We start from the raw sequence: 25,835 nt of genomic DNA, 5'->3' as shown, positions 1-25,835 counted from the left end.
TCTCACTACACAATAGTTGAAAGTGTAACCTTTACCGGTTACACTTTTTTTATGCCCTTTTCCCTAGTTCTATGGCTTGCAGCTTCTGCACTTTGCCTTCCAGCACCTCAAAGCGCAGCATGGTGCGCATCTGGTGAAAGCCATGCTTTCCGGCCGCGCCGGGATTCAGGTGGAGTAAATTGCCGTGCTTGGCGTCATGCATCACTTTTAAAATATGCGAGTGCCCGCAGATGAAGAGACCGGGAGGGTTCTCTTTGATGAGGGCGCGTACCTCGGGCGCATACTTGCCGGGGTACCCGCCAATATGGGTCATGAGTACGTCCAGCCCTTCGCAGCTGAACCGCAGGTTCTTGGGATGCAGGGCGCGCACGTCTCCGGCATCTATGTTTCCGTACACGCCTCTCACCGGCGCTACCTGAGCCAAACGCTCAGACACCGCTGCCGTCCCAAAATCACCCGCATGCCAAATCTCCTCACAGCCGTCCAGCAGCGCCAAAATGCGGTCATCTAGGTAACTGTGCGTATCTGAAAGCAGGCCGATTTTCATGGTAAAATGAGAGTTTGAGAGATTGAATGATTGAGCGAATGAGTGGTTAAAGGGGTACGTATTCCAAAATGTTCATACGTGTGAATACGTGTTTAAGCCCTATTTTTTGAAATCAGGATTATGATTGCTGAGTGATATGCCTAGACCATCTTATTTCCAATTCACTTATTGGGTCTTTCAATAAAACAAAGAACCTGTTTAGAGTTTTCATAAACCGGCATTTAAAGCAATTCCTTTGGTGCAAGCGTCCGCTTATGCTGTCGTTTTCAGGCTGCTTTTACAAAAACAGGCCAAAATCAAGAAGTTTGTTTATACTCTGGCGTAAACATCCGCTTCTTGTACCTCTGTTTTTAGGTTGTTTTTCTGAAAACAGGCAGAAAGCTCCAAACAGCTTCAATCTCTCAATCATGCAATCTCTCATTCATTCAATAGTTATTTCCCCCACGTATCCGGGGACTGGCGCCAGTGCTCCAGGGTGGTGATGGCTTCCGGGGAGATGTAGCCTTGGGAAGCGGCAGTTTCCAGGAGGGCGTTGTAGTGGCTGAGACAGAGGGTTGGGATGCCCGCGGCGGCAAAATTAGTATCTGCCTGGCTGAAGCCGTAGGTGAAAATGGCGGCCATGCCAATGACTTCGCCACCGGCGCCTTGCACGGCTTTGGCGGCTTTCAAAGAGGAGCCTCCGGTAGAAATAAGGTCTTCCACCAGTACCACCCGCTGGTTTTTTTCTAACTTTCCTTCAATTTGGTTGCCCATTCCATGGCTTTTTGGCTCGGGACGTACGTATAAATACGGCAAGTCCAGAATGTCTGCCACCAAAGCGCCTTGCGCAATGCCGGCAGTGGCCACGCCGGCAATGGCTTGCACGTCTGGAAAACGGGCTTGAATGGCCTGCGCCAGCGCATTTTTAATGAAAGAACGAATATGCGGATAGGAGAGCGTGACGCGGTTATCGCAGTAAATGGGGGAGTTCCAGCCGGAACTCCATTGGAAGGGTTGCTCGGGACGGAGACGCACCGCTTGGGTCTCCAGGAGGTAAGCCGCAATCTGGGCGGCGGTTTCTGTGTGTGGCATGGGCGAAATTACACAAATAGTCGTAATCTTTTCCTTGTCTGCCCGGCTTGTGCCCTATGAAAATTCTTTCTTATTTTGTAGCTACTTACGCGCCTTACATAAGCGATACCTTCATGAATGTCTTTATCAACGACATCCCACTGATTATTAAAAAAAGCAGTGAAAAGATCTTTAAGCACAAGTATGATTTGGTGCTGGATAAAGACGAGCAGTTTACGTCGAAAGATCTGGTGGGCGATGTGCTGATCCGCGAGGTGGACTCGGCTTTGATTGACCGTCTGGTGCGGCTCATGGAAGTGAAGAAACTCAAGAAACTGGAGTCGCTCACCCTGGTCACCGACAAAAAGAAGAAGCTCATAGATCACCTCAAAGATCAGTTCAAGATCATTAAGGCGGCCGGGGGCTTGGTGGTCAAAGACGGCAAAATCCTGATGATCTACCGCATGGGCATGTGGGATCTGCCCAAAGGAAAGATCAAGAAGTCTGAGGAAACCACCCTGGGCGCGCTGCGCGAAGTGGAGGAGGAGTGCAACATCAAAGTAGCCATCACCGGCGAATTACCCAGCACCTGGCACTCGTACGCCTACAAAGGCAACAAGATTCTGAAGAAAACCAGTTGGTTTACCATGCAGTGCCTGGATGATACCTACATGAAGCCGCAGGCTGAAGAATTCATTGAGGAAGTGCGTTTCATGACCCCAGACGAGGTGCTGGAAGTACTGCCGGAGTCTTATGCCTCTATCCAGTTTGTTATCCGGGATTATCTGCAGGCAATGAAGAAAGGCTGAAAGGAATAAAATCCTGCACGTTGCCGCCAAACCGGTGAATTTCCCTAATGATGGAGGAGTTGATAGCCGCCAGGGAAGGGGAGGTGATGAGAAAGACCGTCTCCAGCTCTGGGTTTACGTGCCGGTTTGCCTGCGCAATGGTATTTTCATACTCAAAATCGGTGGTGTTGCGTAAGCCGCGCAGCAGAAACCGGGCATCCACTTCCTTCGCGAAATCGGCCGTGAGGCCTTTGTAGGCCTGTACCCGCACCTTCGGGTTATCCTTAAAAACTCCCTCAATAATTTCTACCATGTCCTGCACCGGGAAATAGCGGTTCTTGCTGCTGTTGTTCCCCAAGGCAATGATGATGTGGTCAAACAACGCACAGCCGCGCTGTACCACGTCATAGTGGCCGTTGGTGAAAGGATCAAAAGAGCCCGGGAAAATAGCAATGCGCTTCATGCAGGAATCTGTTTACGTAAAAGCCTATGGTGGTTTAGGGCTGTGAAGATGCTTAAAATATTTCTGTTCCTGTACAGCCCGCTGCTTAAATGTTTTCGGTGCCTGGCGTTTCAGGCCTGTTTTTCAGAAATAAGGGCAGAAACGATGAGGTTGGTGCATGTGAATTTTGCGGTTATTGTAGGAGGAATCTCCTATAGTTGCCCTTGCGCGTTTTAAAGATTGGTCACTCGCTCGCCTCTGGCGAGTGATACGTTTTTCATTTCTGTTCTAGGATCTTCTCAGATTTCAATATTGCAGGGGTAACCACAAGGACGTGCCCCTACATTCTTCCCATTGCCCCGGCCCCAACAAAATGTAAAAAGCGTGTTTTATGCCTGTTTTTGCAAAAACAGGCATAAAACACGCTAAAATAGAAGGCCAAGAGCGGCAGGTTTCACAGAGTAGGGGAAACCAATTGGGTTTCGTTCACCGGGGCTACCAGGCGGAAGCCGTTGCCGTGCACGTTGATAATCTCCACGGATGGATCGGCTTTCAAATATTTGCGGAGTTTGGTTACGAAGACGTCCATGCTGCGGGCGGTGAAATAGTTATCGTCCTTCCAGATTCTGCTGAGGGCCACTTCGCGCGGCAGCACGTCATTTAGGTAGTGGCACAGGAGTAGGAGCAACTCGGCTTCTTTGGGCGAGAGTTTCTGGGTTTCGCTTCCGCGGGTGATAAGGCGGTTTTTGAAGTGGAAGTGGTAAGAACCCAGTTGGTATTCTGTGGCGGTTGCTTTCTGGGCGGCTGCCGGCAGGACTTTGCGTTGCAGAATGGCCTTCAGTTTGCAGAGCAGGATCTCAGAATCAAAGGGTTTGGTAATGTAGTCATCGGCCCCAATCCTGAACCCTTCCAGCATGTCGGCTTTCATGGCTTTGGCCGTGAGAAAGATAACGGGCATGGCAGGATCGGCTTTTTTGATGTCCGTGGCCAATGAGAAGCCATCCTTCAGGGGCATCATCACGTCCAGAATACAGGCATCAAACGTTTCTCTCTGGAACGTATGTAGTCCCTGCATGCCATCGGTACAAAGGGTCACCGCGTAGTCGTGCAGCTCCAGATAGTCTTTGAGAACCATCCCGAAGTTGGGGTCGTCTTCTACCAGAAGCAGGCGGGTGTCAGGGGTTGCCATCATGGGTGTTATGCGTTAAGAATGGGATTGGATTAACTGACCTGTTTTTGCAAAGGAAGCCATAAGGTAAACTTGCTTCCTTTGCCTAGTTCACTGCGCAGGTGGATGCTGCCGGCGTGGGCTTCGGCCATGGTTTTGACGTAACTCAGGCCCAGGCCGAACCCTTTCACGTTGTGCACGTTGCCCGTGGGCACCCGGTAGAACTTCTCAAACACTTTTTTCTGCGCTTCCCTAGACATTCCCCGGCCCTGGTCTTCTACCGAGATATGGATGCCTTTGGCAATGGTGGTGGTTTGGATCACGATCTTGGGCGCAGTGGGGGAGTACTTGTTCGCGTTGTCCAGCAAGTTACCGATCATGTTGGCCAGGTGCCCAGGATCTGCCCAGACATACGGCGTGCGGGCTTCCAGCTTAAGATCCAGGCTTCCCTGGCGCTGTTCAATGTGGAGTTGGAATGGTTCGGCCGCCTTCCTGACCAGTTGGTGCACATCTACCTCTTCAAAGGCCAGTTGTAAGGTTTTGCGTTCCATCTGGGCTGTTTGCAGTACTTTTTCCACCTGCTGGTGCATGCGCCGGTTCTCGTCCTTGATAATGCGGGCGTAATAGTCTACCCGCGCCTCGTCTGTCCGCACTTTCGGGTTCACCAAGGCATCCAGCGCCAGAGAAATCGTGGCAATGGGCGTTTTGAACTCGTGCGTCATGTTGTTGATGAAATCATTCTTGATCTCGGAGATTTTCTTCTGCCGCAAAATGGTGTACAGCGTGAACGAGAAGGTAAGAATAATGATAAGCGTAAACAGCACGGAGATGGCCGACGGAATGAGCAGACTCTGCCAGACATAGAGGTTCCGGTCTGGGAAGTTCAGCAGCAGAAAGCCGGGGGCCGTCATCACGTCATTGGGGAAAAGCCGGACGGCGTATTCGTTTTCCCGCAGGTGGGTGGGGAGCATGCTGCTGTTGGAAGAGGCCAGTACCATGCTAGGTTCGCCGGGGCTGGCGGCGGTTTGCAGCGTGGAGTTGTAGGGGATGGTGATGTTGCGGTTAGCTAACTCGGTGGTGAGTAGTTCGTCTAATTTCAGTTCATGCAGCCGCTGGGCCAACGGCTTTTCCTTCCGCACGTACTCCACGGCCATCTGCTGCATCACTTTGTTCAGGTGCTGGGCTTTGGCTTGGGCCTTTTGGAGGGGATCTTTTTCCTGAACCAGTTTTTTTACAGGGCGGGTGGAAGTGGCTTTCTTTTTGGAAAGTGTTGCTGAAGAAGGCAGGGTGGTAGTGAAGCTTTTGTCAGTGTAAACTACTTTGGCTGGTTTCACTAGTCCTTTGTCTGCGGGAAAATACCGGGTCATGGTGTTGCCCAGTGAGTCAACTGCCAGCGTGATGGCCTGCCTCCAGGTTTTGCTGGGCATGGAATCTACCACTATGTCTACCGCTTTCCCGTGCACCCTCACTTCGCGGATGTTTTTGGCTTTGATCTGGCGAAGCAGTTCGTTTTGTTTTGCCCGGGCAACAGAATCATGGCTCATTCTGAAAACCACCTCCTGGTCTGCTTTGGCCCTATGAAAAGCAAGGGGTTGGCTTTTTATGATAGAGTCAAGGGAAGGCTTTTGGGCGGCAAGCACTTTCCAAACAATAACTGAATCTGTGATGCCTCCCCCAAAGATTTCCACCTGCTCTTTGGGCTGGGCTACCGTTCGGGTGCCTCTTAGGTGAGTTCCGGCCTTTATTTCAGTACCTGAAGAAAACGCAACCGCTTTGCCATCGCTTATCACCACAGAACTTCCAGATATGGTAACATGGTGGGAGGGTGATGTGGGTACAGGTGCGGGTGAAAACGTTATATTCTGCGGAACGCGTGAGTTAGAAGCCGTGGCCTTGTACGCTACAACTTTTGGAGCGCGCTTTGGCTGAGGTTCCGCAGAAACAAGGGGAATCTCTTCGGCGGGCGGAGGAAGCGCTGGCAAGGTTGGCACTTCGGGCGACAAAGCCGCAGCCCTGATCTGGGGGGCTTCCTCTTTGAGGAAATGCATGGCCTCCTGGGTTTCTAACCGGCGGGCTACCTGATGCAGGGCATCATTCACGTTTCGGTCAAACACCTCTTCTTCCATCTGTACCGCATGATGAATCCAGTAGACCTGGAACCCTATCAGCCCTACCAGGGAAATAGTCATGAGGACAATCACCAAAAGCAGCGTTTTCTTTTTCATCTCTACAAAGATAAAGGCTTAATTGAGGCCAAACTTCACTTTAACTTTTGTTTAACAGACTTTAACCTGACCTTAACCTCTTTCTCAAAAGATACCCGGTAATATTGTAGGTATCAAACATATACCCTTTCCCAAATTACAATGATCATGAGAAAGAAACAATATTTAGTACTGAGCCTGCTCTCTTTTCTGCTGCTGGGAGGAGCTTCTTTTGCACCGGCTCAGGCCCAGACAAAAGAGAGCACCAAGGCGGCCCCGGCCAGACAAGCGAAAGTGAAGATACTGAAGCAGGAAGGAGCTACCTTCTATGTGCTGGATACCACCCTTACCCTTGCCCACGGAATGACGTTTGAAGAGGCCGCCAAGAAGCTGCAGGCCAACGGCGAATCCTTGAAAAGCCTGGGAGCCAGGGCTATCAAGCCTTTGGAGTTATCTGCGGCGAAGGGGCTGGAGGCAATTGGGTATTTGCCTTCCCAGAGTCTTGATTCATTGAAGGTGATGGTTTTCAATAGAGCGGCGTCAGATACGGCTTTCACCTCTGTCAAAGGCGTGTCCGTTATCAGGGCTCACCCGCTCGGTGACTCCGTAAGGGGAATGAAAGCCCGTACCATTCATATCTATGGAAATAGGGGAATGATCCACGGAACCATCAAGCTGGATTCGCTGGCAAAGCACCAGCGGTTCTTCAGGGTAGACAGCGCTTTGCAACTCTCGGCAGATACTTTTTCCATGCAGGAAACCATACGCGTGGCGAAAGACAGTACCACCGGCGAAGTGAAAGTAACCAGACTACGGAAAGGCAGGGCACCCGAAGTCCTGGAAACCGGCGACTACAACGTCATCAGGTTAAGGAGCGCAGACCAGAGCCAAGTCCTTGTTCTGAAAGCCACCAAGGGGCCTGCACAGGCAGAGACGCTGAACACCAAGAAGAAAAGCAAAAAGAAGGAAGCCACCGCCCCGCTAGATCTGCGGTTTTCGCCTAACCCCACCAACGGAGAGGTGAATCTAGCCTTCTTTTCTGAAAAGAAGGCCAAAGCGGAAATTAGGGTTGTAGACAGCCAGGGAAAGACGGTGTACCAGGAAGACCTGGGCACGGTGCAGGGGCAATTCACCAAAAACCTGAATCTGAATACATATGGCCGGGGCATGTACTTGGTGCAGGTTCAGGTCGGGAAATCAATCCAATCGGGCAAAGTGGTGGTGCAGTGACGTTTGCTTTACTAAACAGGTTCAACGTGTGTTGTGGAATGCCCCGCTCCCGTAAGGAGGGGGCATTCGCTTTTTACGGCTGTTCCGTTTTCAGGCTGTTTTTAGAAAAAGACGCCGAAAAGGAAATTGCTGTTTGATTATTATGCACGTAGAGACGCAATACTTTGCGTCTTTTCTATTGCAATCCTCCCTGTCCCGCAGATGAAAATCATTTCCCTACTGCATTTCTGACTTGTAAGATGCATGGTGGTCTTACCAATGCCCCTCTCTTTTGCTTTACTGAACAGGTTCAACGATAAGGGAAGGGCCTGGAAATAATTCTCAGGCCTTTTTCGCGTTCCAACACTACTTTTCTTTCGGGCCAAATCGTATATCTGTGCTATGAAAATACGTGTACCAAGCATCTCCAATCTATATCCCCTAAAAGCGGTCTTACATATCCTGGTTGTGTGGGTGATAGGCGGCTTGGATTACAGCTTGGCTCAAGGTAAAGAAGAGCATTCCTGTGCCGCTGCCAGACTAAGCACCAGCCCCTTGTTACTAGCCGATGGTATCACGTCTCTGCCCCATAGAGAACGCATGCGGCAGTATGACCTGCATTGGTATAAACTGGATCTGGCGCTGGAGCGAAATTCTCTGGACATTAGCGGCAATGTGATGCTGTACGCCTCGGCGCTGGCAAACAACTTAGCCGAATTCGCCTTTGAACTGCACCCCAACTTCACCATCCAGCAGGTACTGTTAGACGGAACCCCTTGTACCATCCGCCGGACGGGCAGCGAAGTCATAGCGGTGCTTCCGGTTGCCAAAGCCAGGCAAGACAAGTTCCAGCTACAGGTGTTTTACGCCGGAAGAGCCCCGTCGGGAGCCAGTGCGGCCATTGGGAACGGGTATAATACGGCCACTACTCCGTGGGGACAGTATGCCTGGAGTTTAAGTGAGCCATTTGCCGCCTCAGAGTGGTTTCCGTGCAAGCAACTGTTGGAAGACAAGGCAGATTCGGTGGAAGTGTGGGTAACTACTGATGTCGCCAATAAAGTGGGTTCCAACGGGCTTCTGCAGCGGGTGACGCCCTTGCCCCATCAGAAACACCGGTATGAGTGGAAATCAAATTACCCCATTGCCTATTACCTTATCTCGGTGGCCTTGGGGCCGTATGAGGAATATTCTTACCAGGCAGCTATTCCGGGAGCCTCTAAGCCGGTGTTGGTGCAGAATTATATCTATCCGCAGACGCTCTCTACTTTCAAGACCGAACTCGACCGCACAGGGCAGTTTTTGCAGCTGTTTTCAGAATTATACGGCATTTACCCGTTCCACCAGGAGAAGTACGGGCACAGCATGGCTCCCATTGGCGGCGGCATGGAGCACCAAACCATGACCACCCAGTCTACGTTTGAATTCACCCTAACCGCCCATGAACTGGCCCACCAATGGTGGGGCGACGAGGTTACCTGCGCAGACTGGAGCCATATCTGGCTCAACGAAGGGTTTGCCTCTTACAGCGAACTGTTGGCCATTGAACGACTGCTGCCCACCGAACGGATGGACTGGCTGAACCGCGCCAACCAGGGCGCTCTGAGCCAACCGCAGGGATCTGTGTTTGTGAAGGACAGCACCAACGTATCTCGCATCTTCAGTTCTGCCCTGTCTTACCGAAAAGGGGCTTTGGTGTTGCACATGCTGCGGCACACCTTACAGAACGATGCGCTGTTTTTTCAGGCCCTGCAGGCATACCGGCAACAATACCGCTACCAGGTGGCTGGTACCAGAGATTTCCAGCGGGTGGTGGAACGCGTGAGCGGGCGCTCGCTCCAGTATTTCTTTGACCAATGGGTATACGGCGAGGGCTTCCCCGTTTTCGATATTGCCTGGGCGCAGCAAGGGAATCAGGTGTACCTCAGAAGCAGACAGTCTTCCTCCAGCCAAGCCACTCCCTTCTTTAAAACAGAAGTGGAATACAGGATCAGAACCTCGGTGAAAGACACGCTTGTGCTGGTGCAGCAAGACCAGAATGTAGAAGATTATCGGTTCACCGTAGCTGGCGAGGTTTTGAGCATTGAAGTAGATCCAGACCAATGGCTGTTAGAGTCTGTCAACACTCTCACAAAAGATGCCTCGGTCATTCCTTCGGGTGCTGAGGTGGTACTAGCCTACCCCAATCCAACCTTGGGCGAAGTGAACCTGAAAGGCATGAGTGGGTTACCCGATCAAATTGCCATCTATGACGTGTTGGGTCGGCACATCAGAACGTTTGTGCCCTCTGGCCTTACTTTTTCCGTTGCTCACCTGGGGGCGGGCACTTATTTTCTGAGGCTAAAACGAGGAGAAACCTACACGCAGCTTCGTGTTTTGAAGCTATAATGATATTATTCTTCTTTTTTCATTGTTTTCTGCCAACAAAAGTTAAATTTATCAGTTTAAAGCTTTGCAAGTCCTTCTAAACAACCTCTTTGCTGTTTACGGGCTATTTTCCTAAAACTACCCATAAAACAGCCTTTCTATTAGGTAGAAAGCATTTTTGGCAGACAGGTTGTTTTCCCATGTTTGATAAGTAGAAACGTATAATTGTACCACCTAAAACTATGTCTATGACTACTGAAACTACCCTTGACCTAGATATAAAACATAGATTGTTAGACGAGTGTCTGCGCCAACAGACAGACTTCGTAGACCATGCCCGCCAAGCGATGGAAGAAGCGCAATCCAGTGCCAATGAAAGCCAGGGGGCAATGGAAGACAAGTTTGAATCCTTCCGGGAGGCGTGCCATATCCAGCGTGATATGTTTGCCAAACAGTTGGATGAAGCCATGGGGAAACTGAGCATCCTGAAACGGATTGTGCGCAACAAAGTGAACGATGATGTTTCTTTGGGCTCTATTGTGCGGACAGATGCCCAGAACTATTTTATCTCGGTAAGTCTGGGGGAGATCAACATTGACGGGGAGAAATACTTTGCCATCTCAGCGGCTTCGCCCGTTTTCCAGGCCATGGCCGGTAAAACCAAAGGCGAGTCCTTTACCTTCAGAGACAAGAAGATCACCATCGTAGATCTTTACTAACCATTTGCAAGCGTTTAAATTTCAGAGCGGCCTTTCATCCATCCCCCGGAAAACGCATCGTCCCTGAGAGCAGAGCGGAACCCTTACCAAGGTTCCCGCTCTGCTCTCAGGGACGATGCGTTTCTCATTAATTGTACCTTATACCACCACTGAATGATTGGTGCACGGTAATATCCACCCCAACCCCTCCAAGGAGGGGAATACGCCTTTGCAGGAGAAGGGAATGCGTGAGAGACAAGGCAGTGCCTGGTCTCTCACGCATTCCCCAGTTCCAGTCTTCCCCGAGCGCTTAGCGGAAACTATGCAAAGAGCTGCACTTGCACCCATGAGAAAAGCAGACAAGCCAAGGGAACAGCATATTCCATGCACCTGCCAATATCCACGCTAAGCTGCAAAGCCAAGGGAACAGCATATTCCGTGCATCTTCTCCAAAGAAGCCAATTCCAGGCAGAAGCTAAACCGAAGAACTGTATGTTATTGTACCCTAGTCCAAGTCTGGGAGCGGCCAATCAAAGAAATACCAATGTAGCCTTTCACCTCCAGCTTATCATTGCCCAGCACTTTCATGTAAGAAGAATACGTCTTGCCAGATTTAGGATCATAGATAGTACCGTTGTCCCATTTGTTTTCTTCCACGGGGGCAAAGTTCTTCAGGAAAACCAACCCCATGATAGGGCGTTTCTGTAGTTTAGGGTCTGGGTTGAATTGGTCTACTTTCGGTTTGCCATCTCTGTTGGGTTCTTTCAGCCAAGTAATTTTGCCACAGAGTTTATCGCCGCACTGGTAGATTTCAAACCGGGCATCTTTCTCTTCGTTGGTCCAGACACCAGTAGGAGATTTTTTCTGCGCCCAACCAAGGGTGGTCAAGCAGAGGAAAAGGGCTAACAAGAAGAGTTTTTTCATACGGGTGGTTATTTGAAAGTTATTGGTTTACTAAATATAAGCAATTTACTATCCAAAAAAACGCCTTCGTGAAAGTTTCTCGTAGAAAGGGTTAAAACAGACCTAAAACAGAAAGGAAATGCGAAAATGGCTCCTGATCCTGCAAGGAATTTACTACGCGCTAACCGGTATCTGGCCGTTATGGCACATGCCCAGTTTTCTGGCCGTGACCGGCCCTAAAAACGAAGTGTGGTTGGTGGTGGCGGTGGGTATTCTGGTGCTAGTGATAGGGGCGACACTCCTGGTAGCGGCCTTCCAACCCAGAGAGGAGAAAAGCGCCCAATTACTGGGGTTCTTTAGTGCCGTAGGTCTGGGAGCCGTAGATGTGCGCTACGCCCTGAATGACGTGATTCTGGATATCTACCTGTTAGACGCGGTGGGGGAATTCCTGCTAGCCCTGGCCTGGTTATGGGTATTCTTCAAAAATCCAGAATCTGAGGCGAGAGAAAAATCATGAATTTTTTCGGCAAACCTTTTGAACTATCTTTTCGTCTTTTATCTTTATAAAACGGAAGCGAGTGCTCCGGGCCTCTCTGGCAAGACCATAAATTATTTGGCGCAGCGGATGGGTTTATGTCGGACTTAAAGAAAGGAGGTAAAAGTGTCTAATCCCAGTAAAAATGTATTAAGCCTAGCTCATGTGTCAACCGTTAACCGTGTTGAAGCTTGCTAACTAGACTTTGTCTACTGGCGAATCCGGCATGAGGTAGCCCATGCGACTGAGGGGCAGTTCTCTTTCGTGTCGCTTGATACCATTTCAAAGGATTCCGTACCCGGCTACTGCAGTGGCCGGGTATTTTTTTGCCCAATAGTCTTTAACCTGGAAGATTGTATACTGGCTTACAGGGTGTTAGGTTTTGGATTTAATGGATTTTTTAATCTTTCCACCTAACCGCCCCGGCCTGGAATAATACAGGAAGCAGTCAAGACGCAACCAGAAAGAGAAGGGAATAGGAAAAATTCTGAGGTAAGTGGTTTTTGTTTACTTCAGAATAGAGCTGTTGAGGGCAGTACATTCCGGGTCTGCGCAAGCGACGGCTGCTGTCTCTGTTGGTGGGCTTCTGTTTTGAGGCTGTTTTTCTGAAAGTAGGCGTTAAACGCAGGTACCGGTCAAAGTCCTGGAATTACTCGCTCGCCTCTGGCGAGTGTGGGTTACCAAGCTATCTACAATTGAAGAAACCCTAAAAAAACCGTTTCAGGCCTACTTTCTGCAAAACACCCTTAAAACACGGCTAAGGTATAATTCGCCTGATGTCCAGGAAGCGGTCTTGGTACAAAGTGCCTTCCAATTCGCTCACCTTTACGCCGCCGTTGGAAGAGGAATGAACAAATTGCACGGCTTTGGGCGGATTGGTGATGACAATGCCCACGTGCCCCGGCGTACGGTCTTTCACCTCGGTTCCCGTGAAGATGACGAGGTCTCCTTTTTTCGCCTGCTGCACCGGTACGCTTTCCCCTACCTTCGCCTGTAAAGAAGAGCCGTGGGGCACTTCTATCCCAAAATGATTGAACACGTACGTAATGAAGCCTGAGCAGTCAAACCCTTCGTCTGTCACGCCGCCATAGGTATAGTCCACGCCGTACCGTTGCAATGCAAAGGCCACTAAGCTGTCGGCTTTGCTGGCATAATCACCCTCCAGAACCCCCAGGGCAGGAGCACCGGCATCTCCGTTCGGGACGGGTTTGGCCACCGTAGAATCAGTATGGAAGAAGGAGTCGCCTCCGTCCAAACTGGTACGCTTTGCCACCGAGCCGGTGGAATTATCTGATGCCCAAAAAACCTTATAGAATATCAGCCCAGAAAGAAGTACTCCAAACAAGATCCATACTTTTTTCATATTACTTCCTTTGTACTGCATACGTATTTACCACAGCCTACGGTTGCCTGAAAGGGATCTTGCCTTGTTTTAGCGGCTTTTTAGCCGTATTATGCAACTTAATTCCAAACTACCCACCCAACCTTATGCAAAAAAAAATCCATTCCTGGGCAGCGGGAGTGCTTCTGCTGATGGCAGTGGCTTTCTCTTCGGCTGCTTTCGCAGCACCTAAAATCTCGTACCGCCTGTCTATGCCAGAACCGCAGACCCACTACTTTGAGGTAGAGATGCGGCTGGAAGACTTTAACGGCAAAAACCTGGACCTTACCCTGCCCGTGTGGGCCCCGGGGTCTTACCTCATCAGGGAGTTTCCCAAGAACGTGGAAGCGTTTGAAGCCTTCGTGGGGAATACCAGGGTTTCCTCCGGTAAAATAGACAAGAATACCTGGCGCATAGCCACCGGCGGCAAGGACGTAACCGTGAAATACAAAGTGTACGCCTTTGAATTAAGTGTGCGCACCAGCTTTATTGACGCCAGCCACGGCTACCTGAACGGCACCAGCGTGTTCATGTACCCCGAAGGCCACAAAGACCTGCCTTCCACGGTAACCGTGGTGCCTTTCAAAAGCTGGAGCAAAGTATCTACCGGCCTGCCGGCAGTAGCGGGGCAGCCGTTCACGTACCGGGCCCAGAACTACGATGTCCTGGCCGATTCGCCCTTTGAAATTGGGAACCACGAAATCCTCTCCTTTGAGAGCAATGGGGTGAAGCACGAGGTAGCCATGTACGGCGATGCCAACTATGACGCCCAACGCCTCACCGCCGATATGAAAAAGGTGACCGAAGAAGCCGCGAAGGTGTTTGGCGAGTTGCCGGTCAACTATTACCTGTTCATTGTCCATAACCTGCAAAGCGGCGGCGGCGGTCTGGAGCACCTGAACTCTACCACTTTACACGCCACCCGCACCACCTACGGCACCGAGCGGGGCTACGAAGGTTTCCTGAACCTGGTAGCGCACGAGTACTTCCACCTCTGGAACGTGAAGCGCCTGCGCCCCATCGCCCTTGGGCCATTTGACTACAACCAGGAAAACTATTCCAGAATGCTGTGGGTGTCTGAAGGATTCACTTCCTATTACGCCGATGTGCTGATGAAACGGGCAGGCTTCACTTCTGAGCGCGAACACCTAGACAGGATTGCCAGCAACATCACCAGCGTGGAGAATACCCCCGGCAACAAGGTGGTCTCTGCCGCCCAGTCCAGCTTTGATGCCTGGATCAAACAATACCGGCCCGATGAGAACTCCTACAACACGCACCTCTCTTACTACAGCAAAGGGGCAATCCTGGGCATGCTCCTGGACATGGAAGTCCTGAAAGCCACCAATGGCACCAAAAGCCTGGACGATGCCATGAAATCCCTCTATGACGAATACTACAAGAAAAAGAAAAGAGGCTTCACCGATAAAGAATTCCAGCAGGGCATAGAGAAGTTCACGGGCCACTCCATGGATGACTTCTTCAGACGGTACGTGTACGACGTAGAAACCCCAGATTACAACGCTTACCTAAGCGCCGTGGGCATCACCCTCACTGACGTAAACAAAAACACCAACGAACCTTTATTGGGAGCCGCCATCTCTACCGCTACCGGTAAGCCTGTGGTCACCATCGTTACCCGTAACGGCAGCGCCTGGCAATCTGGCCTCAACGTCAACGACGAGATCATTGGCATGAACGGTTACCGGGTCTCTGACGATATCAATAAATCCATACCGGCCTATGCGGTAGGGGACGTGATAGAGTTGGTTATTAACCGTAGCGGCCAATTGATGATTTTACCGGTAACCTTGTTGAAAAACCAGACGCTTAGATACCGCGCAGAGATGACCCCTTCCCCCACAGATGTCCAAAGGAAAAGCTACCAGAGATGGGCGAGCGCTAAATAGCGTTTTACGGCTTATTTCTTAAAAACAGGCCTAAAACGCCAAGCCCCCAAACAGAAAGACCGCCCACTGTCGGCCTTTCTGTTTGGGGGCTGTTTTCTTAATAATTGATTGATTGATTGATTGATTGATTGATTGATTGATTGATTGATTGATTGATTGATTGATTGATTGATGCGGCTTAGAAGGAGATGTTGGAGAGCAGAACCCACCCCAACACCCCCAGAGGAGGGGAATACGCCTTTGCAGGGGATAGGAATGCGTGTAAGAGGCAAGGCACTGCCTGGTCTCTATGGTTCTATCATCATCTCTATTGCTACATTCCCCAGTTCCAGTCTTCCCCGAGCGCGCCTCGCTTTTGGCCATAGACAAGCATCTACTAAGAGAGACAGACAGTTCAGGCCGAAAGGGCAGTGCGAGAGGGGAAGACGGGGCCCCGCGGCCGTGAGCGCATACCGCCAGAGATGAAACAATACAGCACCTGCACCCACGCAAATAACAGACAATCCAAGGGAACACCGTATGGCGTGCACCTGCCAATATCACGAACTAAGACGTTCAAGCCAAGGGAACACCGTATTCCATGCACCTGCCAATCTCCCTAAAAAAGCCAATTCCAGGCAGATGCCACAGCGCAAAAAAGAACCAATAGCAGTAGTGGCTACCAACCGTTTATTGAATGCGCTTCAGTTCCACCTCACGGGCGGGTTTAATAATCAAAGGCACCTTCTCTACTTTCACAGAACTGGTATCCAAGCCAAACCATTTCCCTTCTGAGGTGGTGAATTGCTTGATGTTGAAGTACGACTGCATGATGGTGTTTTCCCAGAAGGGAAGGTCGTTCTCGTAGCTCAGGAACTTCTCCAGCACCACAAATCGGAAATCCCCGATCAGGTTTTGCTTGTTCAGGGAACTGTAGCGGCTGGTAATATCCACCTCTTTGTTTTTCACCAGATCTTCCACCACTTTCCGGAAGAACAGGTTAATGCGCTGCTCCACCCTGAAACCAAGGTTAAAGTCAATGCGCACTACATCCTGGCTGGCCAGCACTTTCACCTTATACTCCATGGTATAAGGCTCATCTACGGTGTTCACGTGAATAAACCAGTAGATATCGGCCCGTTTGGGTCTTTTCTGGAAGATGGAGTAGATGATCTTGGACTCAATATCAGTGGGGCGCTCAGCACTGGTCATGAACACTAGGTGGGTGGCGTACTTGGGAATAGTCTCATCCTCACTCAGTTCCCGCAGGGCAGAAACGTATTCCGTTAGTTTCACATTCTCGGTTAATCGGCGTTTAATGTAGAAGGCTTTCAGCCAGATGTACATCACCGAAATCAGCAGGAACCCAATCAAAAGCGACACCCATCCGCCGTGCGGGAACTTGATGAGGTTGGCAATCAGGAATGATCCTTCTATGGTGAGGTAAACAAGTAAAAAGAGCGTGACCCATAGTTTTCCTACCCGTTTCTTAATGAGATAGTAGCTTAGAAGGGTAGTGGTCATTAACATGGTGACGGTAATGGCCAGACCATAGGCGGCCTCCATATTAGCCGATTCCCTGAAATACAGGACTACCCCCACACAACCCAGCAAAAGCAACAGGTTAATGCTGGGCACATAGAGCTGGCCTTTCACGTTGGTGGGGTAAATGAGCCGCACCTTGGGCCACATGTTGAGCCGGATGGCTTCGCCGATCAAGGTAAAAGAACCCGTAATAAGCGCCTGGCTGGCAATGACGGCGGCAATGGTGGCAATGATAATCCCGAAGAGCAGGAACCATGGGGGCATGATCCCATAGAACGGATTGGTGGTGCCAAGCGAAACCAGTTGCCTTCCCTGGTACTGCATAAGCCAGGCACCCTGGCCAAAGTAGTTGAGTAAAAGGCACGTTTTCACAAAAACCCAGCTAATCCGGATATTGCCTTTGCCGCAGTGGCCCAGATCTGAGTACAGGGCCTCGGCCCCGGTAGTGCACAGGAAAACCGCCCCCAACAACCAGAAACCACCCGGATAATTGACCAGTAAATCATAGGCGTAGTATGGGTTCAGGGATTTCAGCACCTCGGGGTGCGCGATTACGGAAACAATGCCCAAGATGGCCAGCATGCTGAACCAGACCAACATGACCGGCCCAAAGGCTTTCCCCACAATCTGCGTCCCGAAACTCTGCAGCAGGAACAGAAGCACGAGAATGCCAATCACAATGGGTACCGTTGGAATATCAGGATTAAGGATCAGGAGGCCTTCCACGGCCGAGGAGACAGAGATAGGCGGGGTGATGATCCCATCAGCCAATAGTGCGCTTCCCCCTATAATCGCCGGTATGGTCAGCCATTTGGCATTCCGCCTGACCAACGCATACAAAGAGAAAATTCCGCCTTCGCCCTTGTTGTCTGCCTGCAGCGTGAGCATCACGTATTTGATGGTGGTTTGCAGCGTCAAAGTCCACACCACGCAAGAGATGCCGCCGTACACCAACGTGGCATTGATAGGGGTAGAGCCAATGATGGCTTTCATCACGTACAGCGGAGAAGTACCTATGTCGCCGTAAATAATACCTAAGGCAATAAGCAAACCGGCACCCGTAACGCGTTGTGATGAGTGGCTAGTATTATTCATTCTGGTTTTTGTAAGAGATTCTTCCCCTTGGTTCTTTCCTTAAACTTTAAGGCAGCTTTATTGTTCTCCCTTTCTAAAATCTGATGGCTCCTAAACTGGAAGAAAGCGGGCAAAAGTAACAGGTAGATCGCAATATAAACAGAGGTAAGACCATAATTTCTACTGCTTAAGTGATGAACCAGCTCTAGGGGCAATTAAACTTTGATGGTAGAATTTGAATATTGGTTTTACCTATTTCAATTCTTGCGGGGCTTTATTCGTAAAATTTATTTGGTATATCTATTTAATGTTTATACATTAGATAGATAAATTGGTACAATATCATTTTTAATCAATCTAAAATTATAAACCCGTTCATTTTATTATATGAGTCTGGATGAAACCGATAAATATAAGGTTTGGTTAGATGTTTCTAAAGGAGTAGCGATGCTACTCTGGAAAAGGGATGTAGGATTAGCAGATTGTCAGCAGGGAATTCATGAGTTGTTTCACTTAATCAAAGCAAATAATATACAAAAGTGCTTTATAAATACTTCTAACAGAGGGAGTTTATCGGCGGAAGCCGAAGAGTGGGAGTTGAATATCTTGCAAAGTGATTCTAGCTTATTGGTTCCTAAAGGTTTACAGCTGGCTCTGGTGATGTCTGAGAAGAAGTATGAAGAGCTGATCCATGAGTATTCCTTGAACAGAGTGTGCAAAGTCAATTTACCTATCACCATCAATTATTTCACGCAAATAGACGAAGCTATAGATTGGCTAGAGAATGAGCCAACCACTCCGCTCTAAATTTCCCTTTCTTTTGTTGATGAGTACGCCAATAGCGGGATGATATTCTTTGCCCTACGTTGTCAATATCCTTGAAGAAGGAGCTGAAAAGCTGTTTTAGCCCTGTTTTTCAGAAAACAGGCTCAAAGCAGGGCGTCTTGGTTCATGGGATTAAATTTATGTTATGGCTTTAGAAGGAGACGGTGAAGCGTAAAACCCACCCCAAACTCCCCAGAGGAGGGGAATACACCTTCTTCTTTATGGCGCGGATTTACTTCCGTGACTTCTGCTTCTTTTCCCAGTTTCAGTCTTCCCCGAGCGCATACCGCCAGAGATGAAAAATACAGCACTTGCACCCACGCAATAAACGGACAAGCCAAGGGAACAGCATATTGCGTGCACCTGCCAATCTCCCTAAAGAAGCCAGTTCCAGGCAAATACTAAAGTGCCGAAAGGAACCAATAGTAGTGTAAAACCGGGTGTTCTCTAATGCTTAGGACAATAAAAAAGGAGAACGGGCATGAACCCGTTCTCCTTTTTTATTGAAACGCCTTGGCTTAGTTGTTTACCGTGATTAGCTCTACATCAAATATCAAGGTGGCGTTAGGCCCTATGTCACCGCCGGCGCCGCGAGAGCCGTAGGCCAGATTGCCAGGAATGAACAGACGCCATTTGTCGCCCTCTTTCATGAGTTGCAGGGCTTCCGTCCAGCCGGCAATAACGCCGTTTACCGGGAAAGAAGCTGGCTCGCCGCGCTCATAAGAAGAGTCAAACACTGTTCCGTCAAGGAGGGTGCCGTGGTAATGGGTAGTTACGTTTGAGTTTCTGGTAGGGGTTTTACCAGAGCCGCTTTCCAGTACTTGGTACTGCAGGCCGCTGGGCAACGCATGAACGCCTTCCTTTTCTTTGTTGGCATTCAGGAAAGCTTCTCCTTCTGCTCGGTTCTGCTCACCAGAGGCACCTGCGGAGGCCGTTTGCTTCTCTTGCATTTGCATCTGTAACTGCATCATGGCCTGCTGCACTTCATTTTCGTCCAGCTTGGAAGGGGAGCCGCCCATCGCGTCTTTTAAGCCGAATAGCAACGCTTCCGGTTCTACCTCAATGCCTTGCTTGGCGAAATTGGCGGCCATGTCACGGCCAATGATGTAACTGATCTTTTGTGAAAGGTCTTTTAATTCCATAGCATATCTTTTGTATGGTAAACATACGGCTTTTGTGCGATTTGGATGGTACCAGAACACAAAACCCCGCCAAAGCGGGGTTCCCAAGTGTCTTAACCGAAAATCTTACAGGTACAGATGGATATCCTCATCAGAAAGATCCAGGGAGATATTTCCGGGAGATAACCACGATGTTGCCAGAAAGCCGAGGACTCCAATTACTAAAACGGAGGAGATTGTTGTGATAGTTTTCATGGCGTTTATCTTATTGGGTTCCTATTTTAAACGTAAAATTATGCCATCTGTTTTACTTGTGCGTAACCTTACTATTATGCTTCTGTTAAGTCTGCATTTTCCTTTAAATGAACGGCTTAAACACATAGAAAGTAGATAGGCTATGTGCTTGGCTACGGGTCTCTGCAAGCCTCTGTTCTGGTGCTTTCTGTACTATTTCCGGGTTTGGTGAACGGTTGGGATAGGCTTGGGCAACGCACCGTTCCGTGAAAATGAAGGAGGGAAGAGTGCCCGGTTTCCCTCTCCTGTTTGCCCATGGTTTGCGGCACAAAAGAAAATTCAAACGAACTCTAAGCATCTACGGTGTAGCGGGAAGGGGTTGTTTCAGGCCGGATGTATGCTTCATGTGTTCACCTGCCGTTCTTTTTCGTCCTGTTTTCAGGGAAGCTGATGGGTGAAGGTAAGAGCGAAAATGAAAAGCCCAAAACGGCACGTTAGAAGTGTCTGTTGAATCAACCAGCGCCTTCCCGCTAACCTAAAAAGTGAGCAACTGCTAAGCACTTTACCAGATAGAATGTATCAGAAACGGTGAAATGCGGTAATGGCCATAATATTTCGGTTTAATTATCATTTAAGTATTCCTTTCCAATTAACCAGCGTATCTAAAGCATAGTTTGATAATCAACCTAAGATGGTTAATGAAATACGTGCATGAACAAGCTTCCTTTAACTGTAAGACGATCCATTGAGTTAGTGGGGCTTGTAGTGCTGGCCTTGGTGATAGTGCAGGGGCAGGGAATTATCATGCCCCTGTTAATGGCCCTTGTGATAAGCATTGTATTACTGCCGGTCTATACGTTTTTAAGGCGAAATAAATTTCCAGAGGTTCTGGCCATTTTCCTCTCTATTTTGCTGATGATTATAATTATCTCTGTAGTTGTCTTTTTTATCGCTTCGCAGATAGCACCTTTGACGGATAACTTTCCGCAGATAAAATCAAACATCACCAATCATCTTCATGCCCTTAGCGCCTGGTTTACCCGGCTAACTTCCATCTCCATCACTGAGCAAACAGCGTTCATTGATGAACAGATTGAATCATTGGTTGATTCTGCCTGGGGTTTTATTGGCGGGGCGGCAGGTTCAGTAGGTTCGGTCTTCGTTTTCTTTGGGTTACTGCTTATTTACACTTTCTTTATCTTGTTTTACAAAGATATTCTAAGCAGGTTTTTGTACTCTTGGTTCAAGCCCGCCGCGCATCCGCAAGTGCAAGACACCATCCAGCAAATAAAATCAGTTCTTAACAATTATATAGTAGGCCTGCTTATCCAAATAACTTATCTAACTGTTTTGTTAGGCGGCGCATTAATGCTCCTAGGGATAGAGCACGCCATGCTTATAGGGGTTGTTTTCGCAATATTTAATTTAATTCCCTATGTAGGCGCTCTGTTTGCCAATCTCGTCGGCGTTTTACTCACCCTAAGTTCTTCCCCAGAGTTGGGGCCCATCTTTACCGTGCTTATCGCTATTACGGTAGTCCAGATGCTGGATAACTACATTCTTATGCCGGGCATCGTAGGCTCCAAGATACAGATAAATGCCTTGGCCAGTCTGGTGGGGGTATTTATTGGGGGCGCATTGACCGGGGTGGCAGGCATGTTTCTTTCGCTTCCTTGCATTGCCATGCTAAAAATCATATTTGACCATACAGATCAGTTCAAACAATGGGCCATTCTCTTTAGCGACGAAAAGCCCAATAGGAAATTACCCAATAAGTTATTACACCCTAAATCCCCAAATTAATGTCCTTAAGTAGGATGTTTCTTAAACTAATCAGGAATTAGGAACCATTCATGAAATATAAAAAGAAATCAATCTTTTGCCATTGTCTCGCAAAGTAGGAGGCGTTAAGCGAAGTATTAGTTTCATTAAAAGGAAAACATTTTTTAATCTACCATAAAATTCAATACCATGGAAAACCAAGTAAATAACACCATGAAAAATCGCGTTAAGTATTGGTATCTGCCTTTGCTGCTGGGTATAGTTTTTATTATGATGGGTATTTGGGTTTTCAGAACGCCGGTGGCTTCTTACATTACGTTAGCCCTTCTGTTTGCTTTCACCTTTTTAGTGACCGGAATTATTGAGATAATATCTGCTATTGCCAACCGGAAAGAATTGGATAATTGGGGCTGGTCACTCACGGGCGGGATTATAGATTTAGTTCTGGGGGTTCTGCTTATTGCAACGCCGGGTATGTCTATGGTTATGCTGCCTTTCTATATCGGCTTTGGTATTTTGTTTAGGTCGATGATGGCCGTAGGGTGGGCGCTGGAAATGAGAAAACAAAAAGTGATAGACTGGGTGAATTTGCTGGCAGTGGGTATTATCGGGATTATATTCGCCTTTATAATGCTTTGGAACCCAGTATTTGCCGGGATGACTATTGTGTTCTATACCGGCTTCGCCTTTATCATGGTGGGTATTTTTCAGGTGTATTTTTCGTTTAGGCTGAAAAAACTACGCCAGTAGGACTAGTGACGCCCTAAGTTACGATGGCAGAACCTAAGTTGGCTCCGGTTTTACACATTACCTGTAAAGTAGGCCGCCTAAAGGTTTTTACCTATCTGGCTACTTACTGTTTCATAACAGTTTAAAACAAATGACGCCCCTTAAACCTTTCAGTCTCGTGCCAGTACTTTCCAAAGCCTGCCTCCGCGATGCCGCCCGCTCCTAAGGCCTCTTAGTGTGCGCAGCTCCTACGAGTGTCTGAGCCAATGCCGTTTCGGGGCTGTTTTCCCTAAAACGGTTCTAAACCTGTGAGGTCTCCAAGACCTCACAGGTTTAGAACCGTTTACGGCCCGTTTTTCGCAAAACAGCCCCGAAACGCGTCTGCCGGGCTCCCCTCTCCGCGGGAGAGGGGCTGGGGAGGTGAGGTCTCTTTCTCCTGCGAAGGTTAGAGTTAAGGCAGGGGTAATCCCTGGTGGTCGCCTTTTTGCGTTATTGAATCCACCACAGAAAGGGCAACCACAAGAGATTGCCCCTGCCTTAGGCGTTTTCCTGAAAACAGTCTTAAAGTTAACGGTTACTTGGGGTGCCATAAATTACCGCAGTATCCTTCCAAAAAGATGGGATCGGGCAAAAATTCTTCCGCCTTTCCCTTTATACGGTTGGATAATACTATGCCGGAAGGCTGCAACGGCATGGCAGGAATTGATCAAAGGAGCGGGGATAAAAGCCGGGCTATCCTTTCCAGGAGCTTCCGGGATTTTGGGCGGCTGAGCCAAGCTTCTTTTTCAATCTTTTCGGCATTCTTCAAATCTTCCTGGAAGGCGGCGGCTAACTGATCTGCGATTTCATGGTTGTACACAAGGGCATTCACCTCAAAGTTGAGGTCAAAGCTGCGGGCATCCATGTTTGCGGTGCCTACAATGGCCAGATAGCTGTCCACCACCAGGGTTTTGGCGTGCACGAAGCCTTTTTGGTACAGGTAAATCTCAACCCCGGCCTTCATCAGATCCTCATAGTAAGACCAGGCGGCGGCATTGACCAGGCGAGAATCCGAAACATGCGGGGTCAGGACTTTCACCGATACGCCGCTGAGGGCCGCCGCCTTGAGGGCGTCCAGCAGGCTTTCGCCGGGTATAAAATAAGGGGTGGTGATCAGGATTTCTTTTTTGGCCAGATTGATCGCCTTGAACAAAGAAAGCATGATGGTGGCCGTGGGCGAATCTGGGCCGCTGGCGGCAATCTGCACGCTTACATTGCCCGGGTGCCGGTGGGTGCTAAAATAAACCGGTTCTGGTGCCAGTTGCTGCTTGGAGCAGAAATTCCAGTCGCAGAAAAAAAGATATTGCAGGTAAAAGGTGCCCGGCCCATCTATGCGCAGGTGCGTGTCGCGCCAATACCGTTCGTTTTCGCCGCCCGGCGTATTGATATAACGGTCACTGATGTTGATGCCGCCTACAAAACCGCACGCGCCGTCCACGACAATGATTTTCCGGTGATTGCGGTAGTTGAGCCGGTTGGCGAAATAGATAAGTTTTATTTTGTGGAACGGATACGCTTCCACGCCCGCCGCCCGCAGTTCCTGCACCACTTTCTTGCGGATGGATCTGCTCCCGAAATCGTCGTAGATCATCCGCACCTGCACGCCTTCCCGCGCCTTCTGGATGAGTACCTCCTTGATGCGGTTGCCAATGGTGTCATTTTCGTAAATGTAGTATTCCAGGTGAATGTGGTGCGTGGCCGCCTGTAAGGCCTGGAGGAGCTCGGGGAATTTCTCTTCGCCGTTAAACAGAAGCTTCACCTGGTTGCCGCCGGTCAAGGGGCTCCAACTGTCCTTGAGCAATAACGTGACCAGCCCCTCGGCATCCTGAATGGCCTCCTGGTTGGTTTGGAGGTTCAGTTCGGTTTTAGAGATGATCCTGGTTTCCAACTCCTGGCGCAAGGCATCATCTTCGGTCAGTTTTTTACTGTAGAGTTGGCGTTTGTGGTAATTGATCCCGAACGAGAAGTAAAAGAAAATACCCAGCACCGGAAGGAAGATGACCAGCAACAGGTAGGCAATGGTTTTGCTGCTGCTGTTGGTGTCATGGATAATGCGCAGGCTCACCGGCACCAGCACCAGAATATAGAGAATATCTGCGATCAATATCCAGTTCATAGCTGCCGTAAAGGTTGAAAGTAATTGGCTTCTAAAGAATACGCATTTACTATAGAAAAATGAGAGGTAAGTAGTGCAGGGTTTCCTGTTTAAACGAGAGGGCCAGCCAGGTTTGTTACAAAAGAAGCAGGCAAGGAAAGGCTAAAATACCAGTACTGAGCTAAACCGTGACTGGAAATTTATTTGTAGTCGCCCATAGTACCCCTATGGGTTTGGAAAGCAATTGGGGCTTTCCAAACCCAGCTGATGTGTAGGGGTGGTTACTTCTTGTTTTTATCTCAGTTTTTCTATTTGTTCAAGCGACAACCCTGTGAACCGCATTATCTTTTCAGTAGGCTCACCGGCCAGCACCATTTCTTTGGCTATTTCTACATTCCTTTCTTCTCTCCCTTCTTCCCTTGCCGTATCCAGCGAGTTCTTCATGTCGCGGTAGTACTTTAGGCTGTCCTCGTAGGAGCGGATCTGTTCTGGGGTGAATTTGGCTATCTCGGCGGCCTCGAACAGCTTCTCGAAGACCCGTTCCCGCAGCTTGTCGGGCACCTTGTCCAGCCGGTTCAGGTTCCGGATCACGTACAGCCACTTGTCAAACCTGGTCTCCAGCTCCTCAATGGTCTTGTTGAACTTGGGCATCTCCAGGTAGATGAAGGTGAGTTTGTCGTAGAACACCTCTTTTGTTTCGGTGTCAGAGAGTTTGATGTCATACCGGAACTTGGCGGGGTCTTGCTTGTCCTCGTCGAACACGAAGTCCAGGATGGCGATGGTGTAGACCGCCTTCAGCTCGTAGTTCCAGTCGGCCCGCTTGGCCTGCTCCCGGATGGGGAAGGTGGAGTAGTAGACCGTCCTGTCCTTGAAGAAGTTCTGCTTGGTCTTCTGCAGTTCCACGATGAACTTCTCACCTCTCTCGTTCTCGCAGTACAGGTCGAAGATGGCTTTTCTGTCCAGTTCGCCCGTTCCCAGGTGTTCGCTCTTCAGATAGGTTAAGTCTATGATTTCGCCCTGTTCCTCCTTCAGGAGCACGTTCAGGAAGTCCAGCAGCAGGTCTTTGTTGGGTTCTTCCCCGAACAACTTCTTGAAACCGTAGTCGGTGAACGGGTTGATGTATCTTTCCGTGAACTCAGCCATTGTTGTTTTCTTATGCTATACCCAAAGATACAAGATTTTCATGCCTGCGGTTTTTGTTTTTGAAAGGCTG

21 protein-coding genes are annotated in these 25,835 nt (G+C 49.2%); 9 read left to right on the top strand and 12 right to left on the bottom strand.

The features are described from left to right. Window positions 1-49 precede the first annotated feature (49 nt). Together HHO50_RS07050 and pyrE are read right to left on the bottom strand one after the other, a co-directional pair. Entirely contained in the window at window positions 50-547 is a 498-nt protein-coding gene (locus HHO50_RS07050; protein WP_181305311.1) for a metallophosphoesterase, read from the bottom strand. A gap of 432 nt (window positions 548-979) precedes the next feature. Further along, window positions 980-1,618 (bottom strand): orotate phosphoribosyltransferase, encoded by a 639-nt coding sequence (gene pyrE / locus HHO50_RS07045; protein ID WP_181305310.1) that lies wholly within the window; start codon window positions 1,616-1,618, stop codon window positions 980-982. A 56-nt stretch (window positions 1,619-1,674) separates the two neighbouring features. Between pyrE and HHO50_RS07040 the strand changes: the two genes are divergently transcribed. Beyond that, complete coding sequence (locus tag HHO50_RS07040; RefSeq protein ID WP_255478640.1) at window positions 1,675-2,406, top strand: NUDIX hydrolase; 732 nt, start codon at window positions 1,675-1,677, stop codon at window positions 2,404-2,406. Here HHO50_RS07040 and coaD read toward each other — a convergent pair. The 3 genes from coaD to HHO50_RS07025 all read right to left on the bottom strand — a co-directional run bounded on the left by coaD (window position 2,369) and on the right by HHO50_RS07025 (window position 6,220). Continuing rightward, window positions 2,369-2,848 (bottom strand): pantetheine-phosphate adenylyltransferase, encoded by a 480-nt coding sequence (gene coaD, locus HHO50_RS07035; protein WP_181305309.1) that lies wholly within the window; start codon window positions 2,846-2,848, stop codon window positions 2,369-2,371. The two genes, HHO50_RS07040 and coaD, sit on opposite strands and share 38 nt — an antisense overlap. A gap of 433 nt (window positions 2,849-3,281) precedes the next feature. Next, window positions 3,282-4,019: a response regulator transcription factor gene (locus HHO50_RS07030; protein WP_181305308.1), complete on the bottom strand. Its 738-nt coding sequence runs from the start codon at window positions 4,017-4,019 to the stop codon at window positions 3,282-3,284. A gap of 29 nt (window positions 4,020-4,048) precedes the next feature. Continuing rightward, window positions 4,049-6,220, bottom strand: coding sequence for a sensor histidine kinase KdpD (locus tag HHO50_RS07025; RefSeq protein ID WP_181305307.1), 2,172 nt, complete (start codon window positions 6,218-6,220; stop codon window positions 4,049-4,051). 147 nt (window positions 6,221-6,367) lie between these two features. On the opposite strand from HHO50_RS07025, the gene HHO50_RS07020 reads away from it, so the two are divergent. The 3 genes from HHO50_RS07020 (at window position 6,368) to HHO50_RS07010 (ending at window position 10,491) form a co-directional block, all read left to right on the top strand. Further along, window positions 6,368-7,429 (top strand): T9SS type A sorting domain-containing protein, encoded by a 1,062-nt coding sequence (locus tag HHO50_RS07020; protein WP_181305306.1) that lies wholly within the window; start codon window positions 6,368-6,370, stop codon window positions 7,427-7,429. 381 nt (window positions 7,430-7,810) lie between these two features. Further along, window positions 7,811-9,793, top strand: coding sequence for a M1 family aminopeptidase (locus HHO50_RS07015; RefSeq protein WP_181305305.1), 1,983 nt, complete (start codon window positions 7,811-7,813; stop codon window positions 9,791-9,793). Window positions 9,794-10,020: 227 nt separating this feature from the next. Further along, window positions 10,021-10,491: a hypothetical protein gene (locus tag HHO50_RS07010; protein ID WP_181305304.1), complete on the top strand. Its 471-nt coding sequence runs from the start codon at window positions 10,021-10,023 to the stop codon at window positions 10,489-10,491. A 474-nt stretch (window positions 10,492-10,965) separates the two neighbouring features. On the opposite strand, the gene HHO50_RS07005 is transcribed toward HHO50_RS07010, so the two are convergent. Further along, the gene (locus HHO50_RS07005; RefSeq protein WP_181305303.1) at window positions 10,966-11,394 is read right to left on the bottom strand and encodes a DUF2147 domain-containing protein; all 429 of its coding nucleotides are present in this window, start codon (window positions 11,392-11,394) and stop codon (window positions 10,966-10,968) included. Between the two features lie 118 nt (window positions 11,395-11,512). Between HHO50_RS07005 and HHO50_RS07000 the strand changes: the two genes are divergently transcribed. Then, the gene (locus HHO50_RS07000; RefSeq protein ID WP_181305302.1) at window positions 11,513-11,890 is read left to right on the top strand and encodes a hypothetical protein; all 378 of its coding nucleotides are present in this window, start codon (window positions 11,513-11,515) and stop codon (window positions 11,888-11,890) included. Window positions 11,891-12,665: 775 nt separating this feature from the next. Here HHO50_RS07000 and HHO50_RS06995 read toward each other — a convergent pair. Next, on the bottom strand, window positions 12,666-13,271 hold the full coding sequence (locus HHO50_RS06995; protein WP_181305301.1) for a C40 family peptidase: 606 nt from the start codon (window positions 13,269-13,271) through the stop codon (window positions 12,666-12,668). A 125-nt stretch (window positions 13,272-13,396) separates the two neighbouring features. Between HHO50_RS06995 and HHO50_RS06990 the strand changes: the two genes are divergently transcribed. Continuing rightward, window positions 13,397-15,199, top strand: a complete 1,803-nt coding sequence (locus HHO50_RS06990) for a M61 family metallopeptidase (RefSeq protein WP_255478639.1) — start codon at window positions 13,397-13,399, stop codon at window positions 15,197-15,199. A 669-nt stretch (window positions 15,200-15,868) separates the two neighbouring features. Here the strand turns inward: HHO50_RS06990 and HHO50_RS06985 are convergent. Further along, window positions 15,869-17,818, bottom strand: coding sequence for a KUP/HAK/KT family potassium transporter (locus tag HHO50_RS06985; RefSeq protein ID WP_181305300.1), 1,950 nt, complete (start codon window positions 17,816-17,818; stop codon window positions 15,869-15,871). 366 nt (window positions 17,819-18,184) lie between these two features. On the opposite strand from HHO50_RS06985, the gene HHO50_RS06980 reads away from it, so the two are divergent. Beyond that, window positions 18,185-18,604, top strand: a complete 420-nt coding sequence (locus HHO50_RS06980) for a hypothetical protein (RefSeq protein ID WP_181305299.1) — start codon at window positions 18,185-18,187, stop codon at window positions 18,602-18,604. Between the two features lie 536 nt (window positions 18,605-19,140). On the opposite strand, the gene HHO50_RS06975 is transcribed toward HHO50_RS06980, so the two are convergent. Next, on the bottom strand, window positions 19,141-19,764 hold the full coding sequence (locus HHO50_RS06975) for an FKBP-type peptidyl-prolyl cis-trans isomerase (protein WP_181305298.1): 624 nt from the start codon (window positions 19,762-19,764) through the stop codon (window positions 19,141-19,143). 105 nt (window positions 19,765-19,869) lie between these two features. Continuing rightward, window positions 19,870-19,998, bottom strand: coding sequence for a hypothetical protein (locus HHO50_RS21235; protein WP_255478638.1), 129 nt, complete (start codon window positions 19,996-19,998; stop codon window positions 19,870-19,872). Between the two features lie 690 nt (window positions 19,999-20,688). Here HHO50_RS21235 and HHO50_RS06970 point away from each other — a divergent pair. After that, window positions 20,689-21,780, top strand: coding sequence for an AI-2E family transporter (locus tag HHO50_RS06970; RefSeq protein WP_181305297.1), 1,092 nt, complete (start codon window positions 20,689-20,691; stop codon window positions 21,778-21,780). Between the two features lie 168 nt (window positions 21,781-21,948). Beyond that, window positions 21,949-22,509, top strand: coding sequence for an HdeD family acid-resistance protein (locus tag HHO50_RS06965; protein WP_181305296.1), 561 nt, complete (start codon window positions 21,949-21,951; stop codon window positions 22,507-22,509). 685 nt (window positions 22,510-23,194) lie between these two features. On the opposite strand, the gene cls is transcribed toward HHO50_RS06965, so the two are convergent. Together cls and HHO50_RS06955 are read right to left on the bottom strand one after the other, a co-directional pair. Continuing rightward, a complete protein-coding gene (gene cls, locus HHO50_RS06960; protein WP_181305295.1) occupies window positions 23,195-24,643 on the bottom strand; it encodes a cardiolipin synthase in 1,449 nt (482 codons plus the stop codon). A 273-nt stretch (window positions 24,644-24,916) separates the two neighbouring features. Further along, window positions 24,917-25,765, bottom strand: coding sequence for an Rpn family recombination-promoting nuclease/putative transposase (locus tag HHO50_RS06955; RefSeq protein ID WP_181305294.1), 849 nt, complete (start codon window positions 25,763-25,765; stop codon window positions 24,917-24,919). Between the last annotated feature and the right edge of the window lie 70 nt (window positions 25,766-25,835).

It is taken from the genome of Rufibacter sp. XAAS-G3-1 (genome assembly GCF_013623775.1).
GTDB lineage: Bacteria > Bacteroidota > Bacteroidia > Cytophagales > Hymenobacteraceae > Nibribacter.
The sequence above is the reverse complement of the archived record's forward strand: the minus strand, read 5'-3'. Positions and strand labels throughout refer to the sequence as shown.